Source organism: Tamlana carrageenivorans (genome assembly GCF_002893765.1).
Lineage (GTDB): Bacteria > Bacteroidota > Bacteroidia > Flavobacteriales > Flavobacteriaceae > Pseudotamlana > Pseudotamlana carrageenivorans.
This window is the reverse complement of record NZ_CP025938.1, coordinates 2,210,041-2,230,067: the sequence shown is the minus strand read 5'-3', so window position 1 is coordinate 2,230,067 and position 20,027 is coordinate 2,210,041. Positions and strand designations below refer to the sequence as shown.

Annotated in this window: 16 protein-coding genes and 1 pseudogene; all 17 read right to left on the bottom strand. The window is 35.0% G+C overall.

Annotated features, from left to right (window positions below; genetic code table 11):
* Positions 1 to 340: 340 nt before the first annotated feature.
* The 17 genes and pseudogenes from queA to C1A40_RS09770 all read right to left on the bottom strand — a co-directional run bounded on the left by queA (position 341) and on the right by C1A40_RS09770 (position 19,935).
* A complete protein-coding gene (gene queA, locus C1A40_RS09850) occupies positions 341 to 1,390 on the bottom strand; it encodes a tRNA preQ1(34) S-adenosylmethionine ribosyltransferase-isomerase QueA (protein WP_102995757.1) in 1,050 nt (349 codons plus the stop codon).
* A gap of 80 nt (positions 1,391 to 1,470) precedes the next feature.
* Positions 1,471 to 2,694 carry a 3-phosphoshikimate 1-carboxyvinyltransferase gene (aroA, locus tag C1A40_RS09845; RefSeq protein WP_102995756.1) on the bottom strand — a complete coding sequence of 408 codons (1,224 nt, stop codon included), beginning with the start codon at positions 2,692 to 2,694 and terminating at the stop codon, positions 1,471 to 1,473.
* 32 nt (positions 2,695 to 2,726) lie between these two features.
* Positions 2,727 to 3,053 carry a nucleotide pyrophosphohydrolase gene (locus C1A40_RS09840; protein WP_102995755.1) on the bottom strand — a complete coding sequence of 109 codons (327 nt, stop codon included), beginning with the start codon at positions 3,051 to 3,053 and terminating at the stop codon, positions 2,727 to 2,729.
* Positions 3,053 to 4,639: a transglutaminase gene (locus C1A40_RS09835; RefSeq protein WP_241910376.1), complete on the bottom strand. Its 1,587-nt coding sequence runs from the start codon at positions 4,637 to 4,639 to the stop codon at positions 3,053 to 3,055. Before C1A40_RS09835 ends, C1A40_RS09840 begins: the two co-directional genes overlap by 1 nt.
* Positions 4,640 to 5,060: 421 nt before the next feature.
* Positions 5,061 to 6,761 (bottom strand): DUF3857 domain-containing protein, encoded by a 1,701-nt coding sequence (locus C1A40_RS09830; protein WP_102995753.1) that lies wholly within the window; start codon positions 6,759 to 6,761, stop codon positions 5,061 to 5,063.
* A 60-nt stretch (positions 6,762 to 6,821) separates the two neighbouring features.
* Positions 6,822 to 7,730 (bottom strand): annotated as a pseudogene (locus C1A40_RS09825) (IS256 family transposase, variant Zn-binding type); the annotation flags it as partial.
* A gap of 391 nt (positions 7,731 to 8,121) precedes the next feature.
* The gene (locus C1A40_RS09815; protein ID WP_102995751.1) at positions 8,122 to 8,661 is read right to left on the bottom strand and encodes a metal-dependent hydrolase; all 540 of its coding nucleotides are present in this window, start codon (positions 8,659 to 8,661) and stop codon (positions 8,122 to 8,124) included.
* Positions 8,661 to 9,113 (bottom strand): D-aminoacyl-tRNA deacylase, encoded by a 453-nt coding sequence (dtd, locus tag C1A40_RS09810; RefSeq protein ID WP_102995750.1) that lies wholly within the window; start codon positions 9,111 to 9,113, stop codon positions 8,661 to 8,663. The genes C1A40_RS09815 and dtd overlap by 1 nt, the downstream gene beginning before the upstream one ends.
* A complete protein-coding gene (gene rsgA, locus C1A40_RS09805) occupies positions 9,110 to 10,060 on the bottom strand; it encodes a ribosome small subunit-dependent GTPase A (protein ID WP_102995749.1) in 951 nt (316 codons plus the stop codon). The genes dtd and rsgA overlap by 4 nt, the downstream gene beginning before the upstream one ends.
* A gap of 269 nt (positions 10,061 to 10,329) precedes the next feature.
* On the bottom strand, positions 10,330 to 13,650 hold the full coding sequence (locus tag C1A40_RS09800; protein WP_102995748.1) for a proline dehydrogenase family protein: 3,321 nt from the start codon (positions 13,648 to 13,650) through the stop codon (positions 10,330 to 10,332).
* Positions 13,651 to 14,139: 489 nt separating this feature from the next.
* The gene (locus C1A40_RS18170; RefSeq protein ID WP_158651334.1) at positions 14,140 to 14,316 is read right to left on the bottom strand and encodes a hypothetical protein; all 177 of its coding nucleotides are present in this window, start codon (positions 14,314 to 14,316) and stop codon (positions 14,140 to 14,142) included.
* 124 nt (positions 14,317 to 14,440) lie between these two features.
* Complete coding sequence (locus C1A40_RS09795) at positions 14,441 to 15,445, bottom strand: IS30 family transposase (protein ID WP_102994224.1); 1,005 nt, start codon at positions 15,443 to 15,445, stop codon at positions 14,441 to 14,443.
* 13 nt (positions 15,446 to 15,458) lie between these two features.
* A complete protein-coding gene (locus C1A40_RS09790) occupies positions 15,459 to 15,764 on the bottom strand; it encodes a hypothetical protein (RefSeq protein ID WP_102995747.1) in 306 nt (101 codons plus the stop codon).
* A gap of 254 nt (positions 15,765 to 16,018) precedes the next feature.
* A complete protein-coding gene (locus C1A40_RS09785) occupies positions 16,019 to 17,101 on the bottom strand; it encodes a bifunctional 3-deoxy-7-phosphoheptulonate synthase/chorismate mutase type II (RefSeq protein WP_102995746.1) in 1,083 nt (360 codons plus the stop codon).
* 10 nt (positions 17,102 to 17,111) lie between these two features.
* Positions 17,112 to 17,963: a prephenate dehydrogenase gene (locus C1A40_RS09780; RefSeq protein WP_102995745.1), complete on the bottom strand. Its 852-nt coding sequence runs from the start codon at positions 17,961 to 17,963 to the stop codon at positions 17,112 to 17,114.
* Between the two features lie 2 nt (positions 17,964 to 17,965).
* On the bottom strand, positions 17,966 to 19,111 hold the full coding sequence (locus C1A40_RS09775) for a pyridoxal phosphate-dependent aminotransferase (RefSeq protein ID WP_102995744.1): 1,146 nt from the start codon (positions 19,109 to 19,111) through the stop codon (positions 17,966 to 17,968).
* Complete coding sequence (locus tag C1A40_RS09770; protein ID WP_102995743.1) at positions 19,108 to 19,935, bottom strand: prephenate dehydratase; 828 nt, start codon at positions 19,933 to 19,935, stop codon at positions 19,108 to 19,110. Before C1A40_RS09770 ends, C1A40_RS09775 begins: the two co-directional genes overlap by 4 nt.
* Positions 19,936 to 20,027: the final 92 nt, after the last annotated feature.

Sequence of the window (20,027 nt, the reverse complement as noted above, 5' to 3'; positions counted from 1 at the left end):
AAAATCAAAAACACCTCCCTTAATCTCTCCTTGTTAGGAGGGAAACTGTTGCGCTTGAATTTCCCCTCTAGAAAGAGGGGACTAAGGAGTGTGTTTCTCGAAGATTCAAATGCATTTAAATTGAAGTTGTGTGTCGCATTAGGCCTGCCTGCCGATAGACAGGTATGCCACACAAAAAAGCGACTGCCGAAATATTTAAATTCATGAGCTCTTTAATTTAATATAGAAAACAGTGAATAAAGCCCGACGCTTAGGTAATGTCCAAATCATTAAAACAGAAATTAATAGGCACAAAAAAAGCCCCTTTAAAAAGAGGCTTTATGTTTTAAATATTTTGTTATTAGATGATTAACATCGCATCACCGTAACTATAGAATTTATATCCTTCTTTTACAGCTTCATCGTAAGCACGTTTCATAAAATCGTGACCTGCAAAAGCTGACACCATCATTAATAATGTCGATTTTGGCGTATGGAAGTTAGTAATCATACTGTTAGCGATACTAAAATCGTAAGGAGGGAAAATAAATTTGTTAGTCCAACCTTCAATCTCGTTTAATCTGCCATTTGAAGAAACAGCACTTTCGATAGCACGCATCGCGGTAGTACCAACGGCACAAACACGACGTTTTTCATCGATACCTTTATTTACGATACTTACGGCTTTCTCGTCAATTTTAAGCTCTTCGCTGTCCATTTTATGTTTAGATAAATCTTCAACCTCAACTGGGTTAAAAGTTCCTAAACCAACGTGTAAAGTCACTTCTGCAAAATTAACACCTTTAATTTCTAGACGCTTTAATAAGTGTTTTGAAAAGTGAAGTCCGGCAGTTGGAGCCGCTACAGCACCTTCGTTTTTAGCGAAAATGGTTTGGTAACGCTCCTCATCTTCTGGTTGTACTTCTCTTTTAATGTATTTTGGAAGTGGAGTTTCACCAAGTTCATTAAGTTTTAAACGGAATTCTCTATAAGATCCGTCGTAAAGGAAACGTAGGGTACGTCCTCTAGAAGTTGTATTATCGATAACCTCGGCTACTAACGTATCGTCGTCACCGAAATATAGTTTGTTTCCAATTCTAATTTTACGTGCTGGATCTACTAAAACATCCCAAAGGCGTTGTTCTTCGTTTAATTCTCTTAATAAGAAAACTTCAATTCTAGCGCCTGTTTTCTCTTTATTACCATATAACCTCGCTGGAAAAACCTTCGTGTTATTCAATATTAATACATCATCCTCGTTAAAATAATCAATTAAATCCTTAAACATTCTGTGCTCAATGGTTTGCTCTTTTCTATTTAAGACCATTAAGCGAGACTCATCTCTATTTTCAGCAGGGAATTCTGCTAATAATTCATCAGGTAAATTGAAACCGAAGTTTGATAATTTCATAGGTGTTCTGTGTTATTTAATATAAGAAAGTTGCAAATATACAATCTGCAGATAGGCGTTGTCAAGTAATTGGATGATTATTATTTAGTTATTTCGAATCCGAGTGTAGCTAAATCGTCCCAAAACGTAGGGTATGACTTTGAAACCACCATGGCATCTTCAATAATGATCGGTACTTTTAAAGCTAAAGGCGCAAAAGCCATCGCCATTCTATGGTCGTTGTACGTGGCTATAGAGACCAAACTTTTTGCTTCCGAAGCCCCCTTTAAATGTAAAGAATCATCAGTAATTCTAACTTCGCCTCCTAACTTTTCGATTTCGGTTTTTAAGGCCACCAAGCGATCAGTTTCTTTAATTTTTAAGGTATGCAAACCTGTTAAATAACAAGGCATCCCTAAAGCAAAGCAGGATACGGCAATGGTTTGGGCGATATCTGGTGCGTTTCTTAAATCTAAGTGCAAACGCCCATCGTCTTGGCCTTCTTTTTTTATGGTTAAAGCGTTACCGTTAAATGTTACCGAAACGCCAAAGCTTTTATAAATGTCGATTAATGCCGAATCACCTTGTAGTGAATTTTCTTTATATGATGAAATGGTCACTTCGGTACCAATGTCGCTTAATGCCACAATACTGAAATAGTAAGATGCAGAGGACCAATCGGATTCCACCGTTAAGGTTTTTGGTGTTAAAGCTTTTGTGTTTGGTTGCACTGAAATCACATTGCCTTCAAAAGAGGATTCTACCCCAATTTCATCTAATAAAGCTAAAGTCATTTTAATATATGGCACTGAAGTTATTTCACCTTCTAAGGTTAACTCAATACCATTCTCTAACTTAGACGCAATTAATAATAGCGCAGAAATATACTGGCTGCTTACATTAGCGTTTAAGGATACTTTATTTTTTAAAAGTTTTTTTCCTGTAATTTTTATTGGAGGGAAGCCTTCGTTTTGCTCATAACTAATTTCTGCTCCTAAACTTTGAAGGGCTTCCACTAGAATTTTAATCGGACGCTCTTTCATACGCTTTGAGCCCGTTAATATGGTTTCACGACCTTCTTGAATGGAGAAATAAGCCGTTAAAAAACGCATGGCTGTTCCGGCGTGATGAATATCTACTATTTCTTCAGAAGAACTTAATGCATTAGTCATTAAGTTACTATCATCTGAATTTGAAACATTTTCCAATTGAAACTCTGGATATAAAGCTTGGAGCAATAACAATCGGTTCGATTCACTTTTAGAACCTGTAATCTGGACAGAAGATTGTTTTGCTATTATAGATTTTTGAAGTGTAAAATGCATGCTTAGTAAGTTCGTTTAAAGAATTGGTAAATTTACTTTAATTTTTCGTTATTATGATGCCTATCGTGATCTCGTTTTCCTTTCTTATACATTCTGGCATCGAAAGCTTTTTGTAAATCGACTCCCGTTTGATTGGCCAAACATAAGACTACGAAAAGTACATCGGCTAATTCTTCACCCAAATCTTTATCTTTATCACTCTCTTTTTCACTCTGTTCGCCGTAACGTCTGGCAATAATACGGGCCACTTCACCAACTTCTTCGGTAAGCTGCGCCATATTGGTTAATTCATTAAAATATCGAACACCGTGTTCGTTAATCCATTCGTCTACTGCTTGTTGTGCGTTTTTAATATCCATTATATTTTACTTAAAACAATTTGCTCGCCTTGTTTCTCAACGAGCTGGCTAAAATACGCTTTTAATGCTTGATAATAGGCTGGCGTTATAACAGATTCACTAATATGAGACTCTACTGCTAATTGCAACTTATTCCCTTTTGAGGAGATATTATATTTAAATACCCCTAAGTTATCTGGCATTACAAAAGCACCTGGCTCAGGAACACTTTCAACCGCATAACCTTCAGGAATTCCAATAAATATTTTATAACTGGTTACTGATGGATAAACAAAGTCGACAGGATAGTCTCGTTTTTCCAGCTTAAAAGGATTTTCGGTATCTCGTAAAAAGAACATTGGAGAAAAATAGATTTTATCGCCAATAATATCTGCCTGACTTTCTTTCACAAATTTATAAGACTCGGTAACTGGCTTAGCTAAATCCAAATCGTTTTTTACTTGGTAATCGGAAATTTCCATTCCATTATACTTGTTCTCAAGTTTCTCCAAATAATCATCCAAATTAGTTCCAATATAGCCTTCTCTAAAACTAAGTGCTCTATGATTGGTTTTCATACTTCTATACCCTCCTTCTAAATTACCATCTTCATGGAGCTGGGCCATCATAAAAATATTGTTTTTAGATTTTTCTTTAGGGTACAAATCGATTAAGGTAGATCCGCCATGTTCGGAAATCATGCGCCCTTGCCAGTTTAATGCTTTTAGCGGCAATACATTTGGCACGGCAAATTTATTAGTGGCATCTAACAACATATCGCCTTCAGGAAAACGCACACAACTTATTACGTAATTATAACCTTCTCTTGTTGGAAAAAGTGGCACACCATGACTTCTAGTACTCACCAATACAGGATAAGCTCTAAGACCGGCATGACGCAACATTGAAGTTAGCATTAAGTTAATTTCTGCAACGTTACCAATTTGTTCCTTATACGCTTTTTTAACGCCTTTATCGGTGTAATATCCATGAAATTCATTCCATTTCATTCGAGACTTTACAAAATCAAAAATGAGGTAAGCCCTTTTTACTGGGTCGGAAATCGAACCAATTAATGCATCGATATCTTGTTCATAATAGCCTGTCTTATTTAATTCACTACCAAAACTCGAATTTTCATAAATATTTTTAACCACATCTTCCCATGTTGTTGAGTAATAGTCGATAGGTGAATGAGGATACTTCACATAAGACAACTCATATTTTACTGCCGATCGGTAGTTATTGATGTTATTTACATACGGCTCTTCTTTTAAAGCTGGAATATCTGTTAGCTCAAAAGAAGTTACGTTCTTCATATATTCTACCCTTTGAGTTTCAAACGACGACGTTCCTGAACTACGCCCAGATGCTCTTGTTATTGAATTAGAAGTTATATTGCCTCGTCGTTTATCAGTAGTCGGGCGAATGGGAAAATAACCTTTGGCATTACTTTTATATACAAAGTATTCTGGAGCTTCAAATTCTGCCTCTAATTTTTTAATAGGAATATCGGCTTGAAAAACGAACTCATCAATATTTGAAATATAAGGCGAATAAATATGGTATCGCAACTCAATAATACAGCCCTTTTTAATATTTGGCATGGTAAACTTTTGTTGCACCCAATGACTAGACATTTCGGTTTCGAATATATTATCTTTATCAAGCTTAACCTCCTCTACTTTATCATTTTCTAAATAGTAAGTATACGCTTTTAAATTGCTTAATTCTTCTTTTACACCCCCACTTTGATAAAGGTTTATTTGTTTTGTAGCATAATCAAAACCTTCTTGTTTATAAATTTTAATACGCTCATAAACTTCGGTAATTACTTTAAATCCGTTATCCTGAAAATATTGAAAATGTGTTTTTCTGTTTTTATATAAATAAGCTGCTACTGCAGAGGAATCTATAGGGTTAACGGTTTCTTCAAGTTCTTCTTTAGAAACTTTACCAAAGCGGTAATCTTGAGAAAACAGGGATACTGAAATAAAAAAGTTAATACGGTGGTTAGGATAATTCTCATTATAGATTGGTTTTAATTAGGGCAATTTTAGAGTTATCTAGTTTTGATACTTCTTTATAAAAATTTCTAAAAGCATTATAATCTTCCTTAGGATAAACGCCATCGTTCATTATTAGTTCACGTTTATAAATGAGCGTGGTTTCATTTAAAGCTTCCAGAGTCATTGTATAACTTCCAAATTTGTTTTTGATGGTTAAATCTTTCGGTTTAGACTCTACTTGATAGCCGCTAGGCAGTTTAATTTCCACCTCATCAACATCTTTAAAACCTCTACTAATTTTTACGGGCCATTTTCTATTTCTATACCTGTCTGGTATCTCAGTAAACCGATTAAATACATTTAAAGTTACAAGGATGCGATCACCTACCTTTCTGGCGTAACCGCCAGCACTAAAACGCACATCTTCAGTAAAGGATATATCCGTTTTATTGTTTTCGATGTGCATATTCTCAATAACTAGCCTATTGATATAGCCCCAGCGATGCTTATAGGCTTTATCCAGTTCGCGCGTGGTTTCAGTTTCTAAGCTATACTTATCATCATATTGAATCCCCCTAGAAACTATTTGGGCTTGTGCTTCAATAGCGCCATCTTCTAAGACTTTATAATCCCCCTTAATGTATTGTGAGTTTTCTTCGGTGCTGTATTTTTTTGTATGTTTAATAACACCGCCTTCGGGAGTCACTACCAGTACATCTCTATCGTCTGTAAAATCGCCAATAAAACCAAAAGGTAATTTTTGACTGGTACATTCTAACCAAATGTCACCTCCTTCATTAGGGATATTAAGAATGGCATGGTTACCCTGCATAGCAGCAAAGTCATTTTCGAAATTTCTTTTTGCAGCTCCTGCATAAACCACAGTATAATAGGAAGGAATCCCTGCGGCATCGAGAAGCGCCATAGTGTAATTTGTTAAACCTTTACAGTCCCCATAACCTAATGCATCAACTTCTGATGCATTGAAAGGTTTCCACCCTCCAATACCTACTTGAACACTGATATATCGGGTTTTGCTTTGGACATATTCGTATATTTTTTTTGCTTTGGCCAGGTTGTTTGGTTCCTCTTGAACCAGCTTAACGATCTCAGCCTTTTGACTCTCAGATAAATCATGCGTATCGGCTATTAAGTCATGATAAATCCATTTCCCAAAGTCATTCCAACTATTAACTTTTGTAAAAACCCCTTCTAAATTAAATTCTGATAAGGCAAATAAAACCTGTGGCGCTATTTCAAAGAATTCTGGCCCATAAGTTTCCGATTTAAAAGCTTTGATGTGGTTTGCTTCATATTGAAGCCCTCCTTCATGTTCTTGTTTTACGATATTGAAATCTTGAAAATTTATTTCCTTTAGTCTCAATGTCATTTCTGGAGAACAACTTATAGTGTAATTACTTTTTTCAACACTTACCAAATAGTCTGACACAGGCATGAATGATCTGATGAATGCCGTACTTTCATTAACGTATTCGTAATTATACTCAATGGTGTAAGGGTAATTTACTGGCGTATATTCAAAATACTTCACACGGGAATCGGAGTAAAGTGTACCACCTCCAACAGCACTAACATCGTTAAAGTCTCCTTCTTTTATCTTATCGATTTGATCTCCGAAAGCGTCAAATACCAAAATTTCAAGATCTTTAATTTTAGTGCTATTATCATAATATGCATAAGTTTGAGGCCTAATAGACAAAATGATTGGTCTTTTAACTCTTTAATTTTCATGTGGACAAAATGGTTGGTCTTTTAACGCCTATTCTTGTACGTCTATTTTTGCTTTTAAAAACTCATTAATAAATTTGATTTTTCTTTGTTTGGTTAATCCGTTATGATTTCTGAGTTTGTTTTTTAAATCAGAAAAATGCCCATCAATCATATTGGTTGTATTAGGAATATTTAAATCGTAATTATCATACCATGTAAATAACCATGTCATATTCGTATTAAGACTTCTATACGCACTCCTAAGTCGTTTATGGGTAAAATGACTCTTGCCTGTTTCATTATTAATAGTTCGCTCATTTAAAAAGCTTTCCCACTTAATAAACCACATATTTAATCCTCCTTCGAAAGATTCTTTATCTGTATTTTTGAGCATAGCTACATGCGTTTTTAATTCAATTGAAGCAAGCATTTTCGGGTTCTTAGTTATATATCTTCTTATTGCAGCAACTTGATGAAATTGACAGAGCTGGACAGGTATTCCTTTAAACGTACCAACCAAGCCTTTTCTACCATCACATACAATAGCAACAATCTCAAAACCTTTAGATTTTAGCTCATTAATCCCCTTTATATACAAAGCGTTAGTTTCTGATTTGACGTAATACCAAAGAAGATTCTCCTTGCTGTAAGCATCCTTAAAGAGCATTAATCCAAAGCTTCTCCCCCAATATGTTGTATCCATTAAGACAATAACTTTCTTAGGTGTTATCTCTACGTCCTTTACTTGATGAAGATCTAGTTTACGTTGTATAGTTCGCTTTGAACATCCATATTTCTGAGAAAGCTGTAAATAGGTCTGCTTTCCTCTGGTATATTCATCCCAAAGAGAGTCTACTTGAATTTCTTTTCCTCCAGTAAAAACACTTTTACAATTCAAACATTTATAACGCTGTTTTTCTAATCTAACACCATATTTATGGGTTAGTAAGCTATTACAAAATTTACATTTTTTTTATTCAAAGCCTTTGATTTGCTTCAAAGCTAATAAACATAAGCTCTTCGAAAGGATTTACCAACCATTTTGTCCATTACATCAAGTTTGAACATGTTTATCACCGCGTTTATTTAGAACGGTAATAACCTTCCGGCCTTTAATATGCATGTCATCGACCGCATTTATATCGACATCAATTTGGTGCAACCGAATGACGGCATTCGCATTTTCTTTCAGTTCGGCAGGGATGGTTAACGAAGTATACAGGCCCTCTTGCCCGAAAACCAATAACGTTGTGAATAGAACATAAATATTCACACAAAATTTTAAATTCATTCTTGGGTGTTAGTTATTATGTTGGTTTAACAGTAAATGGTTGGTTTACTGTCATATATTAGCGAAAAATAATACTATTTTTTAAGAGAGAGGTGTTTGATAATTTTCGCACGACTAATATAAGAAAACAGGGCATAAATACATATATAAATTCGCTAAATAGCACTTTTAATCCCCAATTAGTAAAAAAACGCTTTATTCCAATTGGTGACACGTTTATAGGTCTAAATGAAAAAAAATAACGTGAATTATTGAAGGGAATAAAAAAACCAACACCCTTTCCTCCTATGGTCATGGCATCTAACAAACCATGAGAAAGCGTGGCGAGAAAAATAACCAAAAACCAAATGAGTTTGTTTTTTCGACCTAAAGCGAACATTAAAATTAAGGCCCAAAACAAGGCAAACAAGATAGAATGCGAAAATCCGCGATGGCCTAATGCATGTTCATAAGGTATTCCAAAATGAAACGCCAACACATCTAAATCTGGCAGAATGGCTGAAATAATTGCACACAGCAATAACCATTTCAAATCTTTTTGACCTATGATTTTGGATAAGGTATACCCCATCATACCATGCCCAAAAACTGAAGCCATTATTCTTTGTTTTTTGAATCGATGATAATAGTAACAGGACCATCATTAACAAGAGCTACTTTCATATCGGCACCAAACTTACCCGTTTGAATAGTTTTTCCTAAATCGGAATGTAGTTGTTTTATAAAAGCTTCATATAGAGGAATGGCAACATCTGGCTTTGCTGCTTTAATATAGCTAGGGCGATTTCCTTTTTTGGTAGCCGCATGCAGTGTAAACTGACTCACCACAATAACATCTCCCCCAACATCCTTTAGAGAAGTGTTCATGACGCCTTGATCATCTTCGAAAATACGCAGATTCACGATTTTATTCGACAACCATGTGATATCGTCTAAAGTATCGTCATTCACGATACCCAATAAAACTAATACGCCTTGATTTATTGCCGCTACTTTTTCGTTTTCAATGGTAACACTGGCTTCAGTAACCCGTTGAATGACTATTTTCATACTTTATCCCAAATATCGGTTCTGTAATGCTCGTCTTCACCTTCAATAATTTGTAAATAACTACGGTATCGAGAATATTCAATATCGCCATCCTCTAAAGCTTGCTTTACGGCACAATGGGGTTCTTGAACATGCAAACAATTATTAAACTTACAATCCTGTTTGAGTTTAAAAATTTCAGGAAAATAATCGCCAACCTCTTCTTTATCCATATCTACAACACCAAAACCTTTAATACCTGGGGTATCAATAATTTTAGCACCAAAATCTAAATCGAACATTTCAGCAAAGGTTGTGGTATGCTGTCCTTGCATATGTTGGGTTGAAATGGCTTTGGTTTTAATATTCAATTCAGGCTCAATGGCATTCACTAGTGTAGATTTCCCAACACCGGAATGTCCGGAAAACATGCTCACTTTATCTTTCATGAGCGCCTTAACTTTATCGACATTCTTACCCGTTACAGCTGAAACACCGAGACACTCATAACCTATTTTTCTGTAGATATGAGCTAGGTAGCGAACTTCATCTAAAGTTTCTTGATCGTAAACATCAATTTTATTGAAAAGTAAAACCGTTTTAATAGAATAGGCTTCTGCAGTAACTAAAAACCGATCGATAAAACTACTTAGCGTTGGCGGATTGTTAATGGTAATCATTAAGAAAACCTGATCTAAATTAGCTGCAATAATGTGTGTTTGTTTAGATAGGTTTACCGACTTCCGAACAATATAATTACTTCTATCATGAATATTATAAATAACACCAGACTCCTGATTATTATCGGTTTCAATTTCAAAATCTACAATATCGCCAACAGCAATGGGATTGGTGCTTTTTATACCTTTGATACGAAACTTCCCTTTGATACGACATTCGTAAACATGCCCCAATTCGTTTTTAACTGTGTACCAGCTTCCTGTAGATTTATATACTTGTCCTGTCATTTATTAGCTCTATTACTGCAAATTAACAACTTTTAAGCAAAAGAAATAATAATATTCGTTGATGATTGCCCTTTAACTGTTGACCATGGACTGTTGACGGTTGACTATTGACCTTTGACAAATTGTATGTCACACCAAACTTTTAACTTATTTTACCTTTTTGTTGAACTGGAAACATGAGTCCTTGCCCCCTCGAGGGAGTTGGGGTGTTATTTTACAATTTTAAACACCCCTATAATCCCCTCAAGAGGATAATCACCCCTGTGCTTTTAATAAAACTTTGGTTTTTCTTCTGGGTTATATTCGACACCCATTAAGTTTCCGTAACGGTGGTAGTTATGTGAATAACTCTGTTCTATTAAATAATTTAACAACTCAATTCGCCCACTATTTCTAGGTTCATTTTGATAAACAGGAATCGCGTTTTGGTGACATCTAATTAAAAAGTGATCGGATAAAACACCTAAAGCTCTAACACAAGTAAAATCTTTTGGATGATGTTTTAAAGCGTTTCCACAGGTATCTTTAATTAAAGGAATATCTAAAAACTCGGCAATAAACTCAATTTTATCAATATGTTTTTGAGGCGTGTGTACATCATAAAGTAGTAAAATCTCTTTGTACTTGGTGTAACTACAAATATTAGATTGCCCACGAAGATTTACATAGTCGATTTTTTTACTAAACAGTTCGTCATACCATTTTTTATAATCGGCTTTCCAATCTTCTACTTTAGAATGGATGTTAGTAAACTGAAGCACATAATTTATACCACCAGCCTTCATTCCGAAGCCAAAACAAGATGCTTTAATACCTCCAAAAGGTTGTCTTTGTACGATAGCCCCTGTTGTAGATCGGTTTACATATTTGTTTCCTGCTTCAATATGTGCGTTCCAATACTCAATTTCATTATGATCTAAAGACTCTAAACCTGCTGTTAAACCATACTCTACACTATTAGCAATTTCAACAGCTTCTTTTAAGTCTTTAGCTTTTAACACAGAAAGTATAGGTCCAAACAACTCATTTTGAAACGGGTAATCATCGGTGGTTACATTCCAAATTACACCAGGAGTTAACATGTGATTGCCGTTTAATTTAGGTTTTACTAACCATTGATCATCCGGCGTGTTTCTAATAACATGCTTTAATTTCTCAGATAATTGAACCGCTAACGGTCCGATTTCTGTGGCATAATCCCAAGGGTTTCCAAAAGTTTTACTTTTAGTAGCATCCTTTAAAAGTGCTTTAAACTCCTTATCGTTAAACACATCTTCTGTTAAAATCAACAAGGAAGTAGCCGAACATTTTTGACCTGCATTACCAAAGGCAGATTGCACAATATTGATAGCGGCTTGTTCTTTATCGGCTAAGCTTGTAACAATGGTACTATTTTTACCTCCTGTTTCGGCATATAAATTTAACTGCGGATTTCTTTCTAAAAGGAAGTGTGCTGTTTCGGTACCACCTGTTAAAATTACGGCATCAAAGATATTTCCAGTCGTTAAAAAGTCATCAAGAATAGACTCTTCACAAGGTAAAAAGTATAACGCATCTTTAGGGATTCCAGCTTCCCATAAGCACTTACAAGTTAAATACGCACAAGCTGAAGCATTGGTTGATGGTTTTAAAATAACCTTTTTACCTGCTGCTAACGAAGCTAAAGCACCACCAATAGGAATGGCAATTGGGAAATTCCAAGGCGACAATACCAAGTTAATTCCAACATCTTCACTGGTAAATTCTTTAGCAATATCCAAGCTACTTTCAGCATAGAAATTAGCAAAATCTATGGCTTCAGAAACCTCAACATCGACCTCTTTAACGGTTTTACCGAGTTCGGCTACAGCCACACCAATTAAATCGGCTCTCTTTTTTTCTATTTCTACAGCTGCTTTCTTTAAAAGTTCTGCTCTTTTTTCAACGCTATAATTTTGCCATTCGGAAGTGGTATCAATAGCTTTTTGGTAATCTTCCTTAACAGACATTTCATAATCCCAAGGTGGCGTACCAGACCAGTTATTTACTTTTACAGTATATCGCTCATTATCATCCAAAACACCAACAACTGGAATGGTTTTTCCAATGATATTTTCTGGGGTTTCCCAGTCGGTTTTAATTTTTTGAGCCCACTCGATATTTTGTGGTAAATTCCAATCGGTATTAGGTACATTATGGAAACCTTCCATAATCTGAGGCACATCGTTATTTCTGTCCTGCTTTCTACTAGGCGTGGTATTTAAATTTTGCATTAAAGACAGTGAATGCAAAAATTCATCTTTTAATTCATGCCATTTCTCCGAGCCCACTTGCAAATCATAACCTTCTTTTAAAAAGTTTCCTGGTTGGGTTCCTTCATCCAGACGTCTAACCAAATAAGCAATCGCAGCATTATATTGATTCTCCTTTACTGTTGGTGTATACAATAAAAGGTGTACTTTTTCTGCTAACAGATTGTCAACCGTTTGATTCGCCATACCTTCTAGCATTTCAAAATCAACACAGTCTTCAAGCTGATTTTCTTTCACCAAATTTAAGGCGTAGGAGATATCGAAAATATTATGAGACGCCACCCCTACGTTTACAACACGAGCAGAATCGGTTGTTAACATTTCAGATAGAATCTTTTTATAGTTAGCATCGGTTTCAGGCTTTGTGCTATATGTTGCTAATGGCCAATCCTCAATAGAAGATTCGGTCATTTCCATTTCCATATTAGCACCTTTTACCAGTCTTACTTTTATTGAAGACCCACCATTATTCACACGTTTTTGAGCCCAAGTAAACAGTTTACGGTAATAGTGAATCATTTCAGGAATATATGCCTGAAGCACGATTCCTGCTCTAATATTCTTATATGCTGGTAAAGACAACGTTTTAATAAAAACATCAAACGTGATTTGTAAATCCTTATACTCTTCCATATCAAGATTTACAAATTTTTGGACACCCGTTTCTTTTTCTATGCGTAAGATTTCATCATAAAACATGGCTAATCTAATCGATAGTTTTTCAACGGTATCTTCATGAGCCAGTGATGAGATTTGAGAAAATATAGTAGAAACCTTAATAGAAATATAGTTAACATCCTTTCTATTAAGCAAAGCCAAATAGCCTAAAATTCTTTTTTGAGCATCGTCTTCTCCAATTAAAGCTTCTCCAATAAGATTAACATTTAAGGTAATATTTTGCTCTTTTCTTTTCTGAGCATGCTTTTTGAACTTTTTACTATTGATAAAAAACACGACATCACTAGAGGTTGCTTGAATTTTTTTAAGCATGATAGACACACTAAGCGAGGGTATCATTTTACCCACTACCGCAAAAGACTTTAGCATGGCGTTCTCTACAGGCGTAAACAACGACTCGTAATTCTTTTTGGTATTTAAAAGATAAATAACATGATCGGCAACCTTTTTGTAATTTTTAGAACGAAAGGCAACATCCATCATTTGGATTAAAAAATGTTTACTCTCGGGCTCATCAATAATTGTTTTAAGGCGATCTGCAAAAGGATTTTTTTTCGCTCCGCTTTGATTGCCTTGTAACTTTTCGGCGAGTTTTAGTGTGTTTTCTACCGCTTTATCCATAGATTTTCAATTTAAATAAAATGGCTCCCATAGCCAAATTGGGTGTATTAACTTTTAAATTTATAAGCAACTCGCTATCTTATACAACCGTAAAATATTAAAGTGATACTTATACTATGTAATCTGAATTTCAATTCGGCAAATTAAAGTCTTTTCAAGTGATTATATTTAGTGCTAAAAAAATATTAACATATTTTTAAATATTTTGGAAAAAAATTAAGCAATTATCGGTTATAGCTATTATTTTCAAACCATTATAAGCAATAAATATAAAAATCTATTAATTTAAAACAGATTGAATCCGGTAAGTTTTAAACCTTATAACGTTTAAAAAATCATGATTTAATCTAAAAAGGAGAAAAAGTATAATGCAGGTGATTTAAACCCAAAATAACATCCCTAAAAGTTGGACGCATATTAAGTTATTAAAATATATGGGAGTATCGCATAAACGCTTACCCTTAGACCAAAAATCTGGTAGCAAGCTCTTTAGAAACGTTTTCCAAGGCCAATACTTAGGCCCCAGGTTACATATTCTTGTTTATAATCAAAATTTAACGTTGGTAACAACAACCAAGACTCACCCAAATCGATTTTATATTCTGTTGCTAAACGCATTACAAATAAGTTCTTATTTTCTTCAAATTCTATAACTGGACCAGCCAAAACCCCCCAATGTTCTGAAAGCTAGTAACCAGCAAGCACACCAACTAAAAGGGCGCGATTTCGCTCTAGACCTTGCTGCATTCAAGGTTCTAACGCAACAAACGTTGCTTTTTTTTGTATGAGTCTAAGCTACAATTTTTAGTTCTTTTATCATAACTTCATTAGGGGTTTTAAATCCAATAATTTTACGAGGTCTATTGTTTAATTTTTCTTGAATTTCGATGAATGTATTTAAGTCAATTTTGTTAAAATCTGTTCCTTTTGGGAGGTACCTTCTGATGAGTCCGTTAGTGTTTTCATTGGTACCTCTTTCCCAAGAAGAATAGGGGTGTGCAAAGTAAATTTTCATACCTGTTTTCTTGGTAATTGTTTCGTGTCTTGCCATTTCAATTCCATTATCGTAGGTCATAGATTTTTTGAATATGGGATCTAGTTTGTTAAGTTCTTTAGAAAACATTTTAGCAATTTCCTTAGAGTTCCTGGCTTTTAGTTTGATAATTAATGTATATCTAGATTTGCGTTCTACGATAGTTCCAATAGCCGATTTTTGATCCTTCCCAATCATTAAATCTCCTTCCCAGTGTCCGATTTCATTTCTTAGGTTAATATGCTCGGGCCTTAGGTCTATACTGACTTGGTTTAATATTTTAGATCCTGTTCTGCGTCTTTTTTTAGAGGGTCTACGTCTTGTTTTTTTGCGTACGAGGAGTTTAATTAGTTTTTTATTTAAACTAGCTTGAGGCTTTGCATATATGTACCTATAAATTGATTCGTGAGAAATAGACATTATAGGATCATTTGGGAATTCTTCTTTTAGTCTTCCAGCAATTTGTTCAGGAGTCCATTGTGATAATAAGCCCCTATAGACATAAATTCGAAGTCTAGGGTACTTAGATATTTTATCAATATTTCTTTTGTTTAGGTAATCATCTTTGGCGCACCAATGAGCTAGTTCTGCTGAGTATTTATCTCTATCTGTTTGCACCCATTTATTAACTTCTCTTGTAACCGTAGATCGAGCTCTGTTAATGGTTATAGCGATGTATGATTTATTCTTTTTTTCAGTTAAAAGAGTCTCAATCTGTATTCTTTCTTTAAGGGTAAGTCTACCTGTTTTTTTTCGTACCATAATTACAAATCTATTAATTTAGATTTGTTGCGTTAAGTTCTTGAATACGGACTTCCCTGTTGAAATTCACCACATAATTGGCTAACTCTAAATCTAAAACAGCTCCTACAGCCCATTTTTCATTTAATTCTCGAAAATAATCTATACCAATGGTTGGCACAAAAACTTCCTTTTCGAATTCCCCCTCTTCAAAGGCACTAGGGATATGTGTGTAACCAAAAACAAAGTTTATTTGATTCCTTTTTTCTTCGCCTTCTTGAGCCGATGTTTGTAAAATGATGATTAATAAAAATAAAGTGGTAAGTATTGTTCTTTTCATAACTGAGGGATTAACGGATGAACATTATGACTAATTTAGCCATAATTGATGTAACATGAAACGTAAAAGAAAAAAAAATAAAACACACCAATAAAAAAAGGCTGTCTGAAAAGCCAGTAAAACTTGATTTATCAGGTTGAGCTTGTCGAAACCGATAAAGATTATCGGGTATAATTAAGAATATTTCGACAGGCTCAAAATGACATCAAGGATACTTTTCAGGCAGCCTATTTGTGATTAAAACGCTTAAAAGATTATCCGTTTAGAATTTTTTCTTGATGATTGATAGATTCTTGGTGAATGGCTTTAAACATTTTTAAAATAAACTCTTCACTTAAACCGTACTGCTGTCCTTCAAGAACCATTTTACCTAAAATTTCATTCCAACGTTTCGACTGAAGCACCGCTACGTTTTTGTCCTTTTTCAACTGTCCGATACCATCAGCAGCCTTCATACGTTTTCCTAACAATTCGATAATTTGGTTATCCACCACATCGATTTGGGCTCTTAAATTCTCTAAAGAAGTATTGTAATCTTCTTCGGCATTCGTTTCTTTTCTAATTTTCAAATCTCTCATAATTTGAACTAAGGTAGATGGCGTAACTTGCTGTGCCGCATCACTCCAAGCATTTTCTGGATCGTAGTGCGTTTCTATCATTAAGCCGTCGAAATTTAAATCTAAAGCCGATTGAGACACATCAAAAATCATATCTCTTTTTCCTGTAATATGCGACGGGTCGTTAATTAAAGGAATATCTGGGAATTTATTTTGAAATTCGATAGCCAATTGCCATTCTGGATTATTTCTATATTTTGTTTTTTCGTAAGTTGAGAACCCTCTATGGATGGCTCCAATATTTTTAACACCAGCTGAATAAATACGCTCAATACCACCTAACCATAAGGCTAAATCTGGGTTCACCGGATTTTTAATTAATACAGGCTTATCTGTACCTTTTAAAGCGTCGGCAATTTCTTGCATGATGAATGGGCTTACTGTAGAACGCGCACCAATCCATAACATATCAACATCGTGCTCTAAGGCTAATTTTACGTGTGCTGCATTAGCAACTTCCGTACAAATTTTCATTCCAGTTTCAGCCTTAACCTTTTGTAACCATTTTAAGCCTAAAGCCCCAACACCTTCAAACATTCCTGGACGTGTTCTTGGTTTCCAGATGCCCGCTCTAAAATACGTGACATCGGTATCTTTTAACTCATGTGCAATTTTTAATACTTGTTCTTCAGTTTCTGCACTACATGGTCCAGCAATTACCAAAGGATGATCTAAATTTAAATCATCTAACCATGCTCTCATTTCTTTGTTGTTTTCCATAATTTTAAGCTTAACTTATTCCTTTTAAAATCTCTTTAATATAATTGGTATTTTCCATCTCACTATAAATCGCATCAAAATCATCTTTTTTCATGAGCTCTTTAAATTGCGTGAGGTTATTAATATATTCTTCTAATGTTTCTATAACATTGGTTTTATTTTGTTTGAAGATTGGAGTCCACATTTCTGGCGAACTCTTTGCCAAACGCACTGTGGAGGCAAATCCACTGCCCGCCATATCAAAAATATCGCGTTCGTTTTTTTCTTTTTCTATCACGGTTTTCCCCAGCATAAACGAACTAATATGCGACAAATGCGACACATAGGCAATGTGTTTATCATGGGCTTCAGGATTCATATAACGAATACGCATCCCGATATCTGTAAACAGTTTTAAAGCTTTTTCTTGAAGCTTAAACGTTGTTTTTTCGACCTCACAAACGATATTGGTTTTACCCACAAACAAACCTTCTAAAGCAGCCGTTGGCCCAGAGTGTTCTGTACCAGCAATGGGGTGCATGGCTAAAAAGTTTCTACGTCTTGGGTGGTCTTCAACCGCCTTACAAATATCTACTTTTGTAGATCCGGCATCAACAACTAAAGTGTTGTCCGATATTTTATCCAAAACTGTTGGCAACAGCTTCACGGTGGCATCAACAGGGATTGAGATAATAACCAAATCGGCATTTTCTAAATCATCTAAAGTCGCTTTTTCATCAATAATATTAAGCTCTAATGCTTTCTCTAAAGTACCATCTTTTCTACTAATACCATGAACAATCGCCTCAGGATTATTCTTTTTTATATCAATAGCGAGACTTCCCCCTATTAAACCAACGCCTATAGCATATATGTTTTTCATAACTATTTTACTCTTGCTATGGTTTCTTTAATGGCTTCGCTTGTAGCACATAATGAAAACCTGATATATCCTTCACCTTGCGTACCGAAAACGGTTCCCGGTGTTATAAAAATATTTTTTTCTATTAAAATTTTATCGATAAACGCTTCCGACTTCACACCTTCTGGTAGTTTCGCCCAGATAAACAATCCCGAAGCATTTTTATCATAAGTACAATCTAATGCATCGGCTAATTCCCAAACCAATTTTCGGCGTTCTTCATATACTTTATTCAATTCAGAATACCAGCTATCAGCACAATGTAAGGCCTCGATAGCTCCTTTCTGAATTCCGAAAAACATCCCAGAATCCATATTACTCTTCACTTTTAATATGTGATTGATATGTTCTGCCGATCCCATAACCATACCTACACGCCATCCAGACATGTTAAAGGTTTTACTTAAGGAGTTAAGCTCTAAGCATACATCTTTTGCGCCTTCAACGGCTAACAAACTTTTAGGAGCATCGTTTAATATGAAACTATAGGGATTATCATTTATAATTAAAATATTGTGACGTTTTCCAAAAGCAACCAAATCTTCAAACACCGTTTCTGTTGGTTTTGCTCCTGTAGGCATGTGTGGATAATTTACCCACATAAGTTTCACTTTAGTCAAATCTGATTTTTCTAAAGCCTCAAAATCTGGCATCCAGTTATTCTCAGCATCCAGATTATAAAAAACGCCCTTAGCGCCTACCAAATTTGTAACCGATTGGTAAGTTGGATAGCCTGGATTTGGGATTAAAACGGCATCACCTTCATTTAAGAAAGCCATAGAAATATGCATAATACCTTCTTTACTACCCATTAACGGTAAAATTTCGGAGGCCGGATTTAACTCTACAGCAAATTGTGTTTTATAAAATGTTGCCATCGCTTCACGCAATTCTGGCAAACCTTGATAACTCTGATATTTATGCGCATTAGGGTGGGTAAAACTTTCAGAAATAGCTTCTAAAACTTTTGGTGGCGGAGGCAAATCTGGGCTCCCAATTCCTAAACTGATAATCGGTTTTCCACTAGCCGCTAGGGCTGCAACTTCCCTTAATTTTTTTGAAAAATAGTATTCTTCAACCGTTTGTAACCGCTTTGCTACTTCAATCATAACTTTGCATTTTTATATTCTCCTAACACTTTAAAAGCATCTCCCATAATATCAATAATGGCTTTAGCTTTCTTAAAATCTTCGTAACTCTCAAATGTAACATCTACGAAAAAGGCGTATTTCCAAGGGGTTTCAATAATAGGAAGGGATTGTATTTTGGTTAAATTCAACCTACAATCACTCATTACATTTAAAATCGTTGCGAGACTCCCGCGTTTATGGTTTGCTTCAAATTTCACTGAAGCTTTATTTATTTCATGTTCGGGCACTGCCGAATTCTTACGCGTTACAATAACAAAACGCGTTTCATTATTTTTAATCGTTTGAATACTCTCTGCTAGAATATCTAAATCAAAAATTTCTGCGGCTGCTACGCTGGCAATCGCTCCAATACCTTTAAGTTGATTTTCATGAATACGTTGTGCCACTTCGGCCGTATCCTTATCTTCAACCAACTTAATATGTGGATATTGCCTGAAAAACTTTTTACATTGTAATAAAGCCATAGGGTGCGAGTATACCTCTTTAATATCTTCAATGCGCTGCCCTTTTAAAGCCATTAAATTATGCTGAATATCTAAATAATGCTCTCCCACGATGTGTAAAGCATTTTTATCGATTAAGGCATAATTTGGAATTATAGAACCCGCAATCGAGTTCTCTAAGGCCATGACTCCAGCATCACTTTCTTTGGATAACAATGAATCGACCACCCTATCGAAGGTCATACACTCGATAGAATTTACTGGGTTTTCAAAAAATTGTTGAGTAACAATATGATGAAAAGATCCTTTTACACCTTGTATGGCAACTGTTTTAATCAATGTTCAAATTTTTATAAATTTCTAATAATTTAGAACTCGTTTTTGTAATCCTTAAACAAAAAAAAGTCTCGATTTTCATCGAGACTCATATC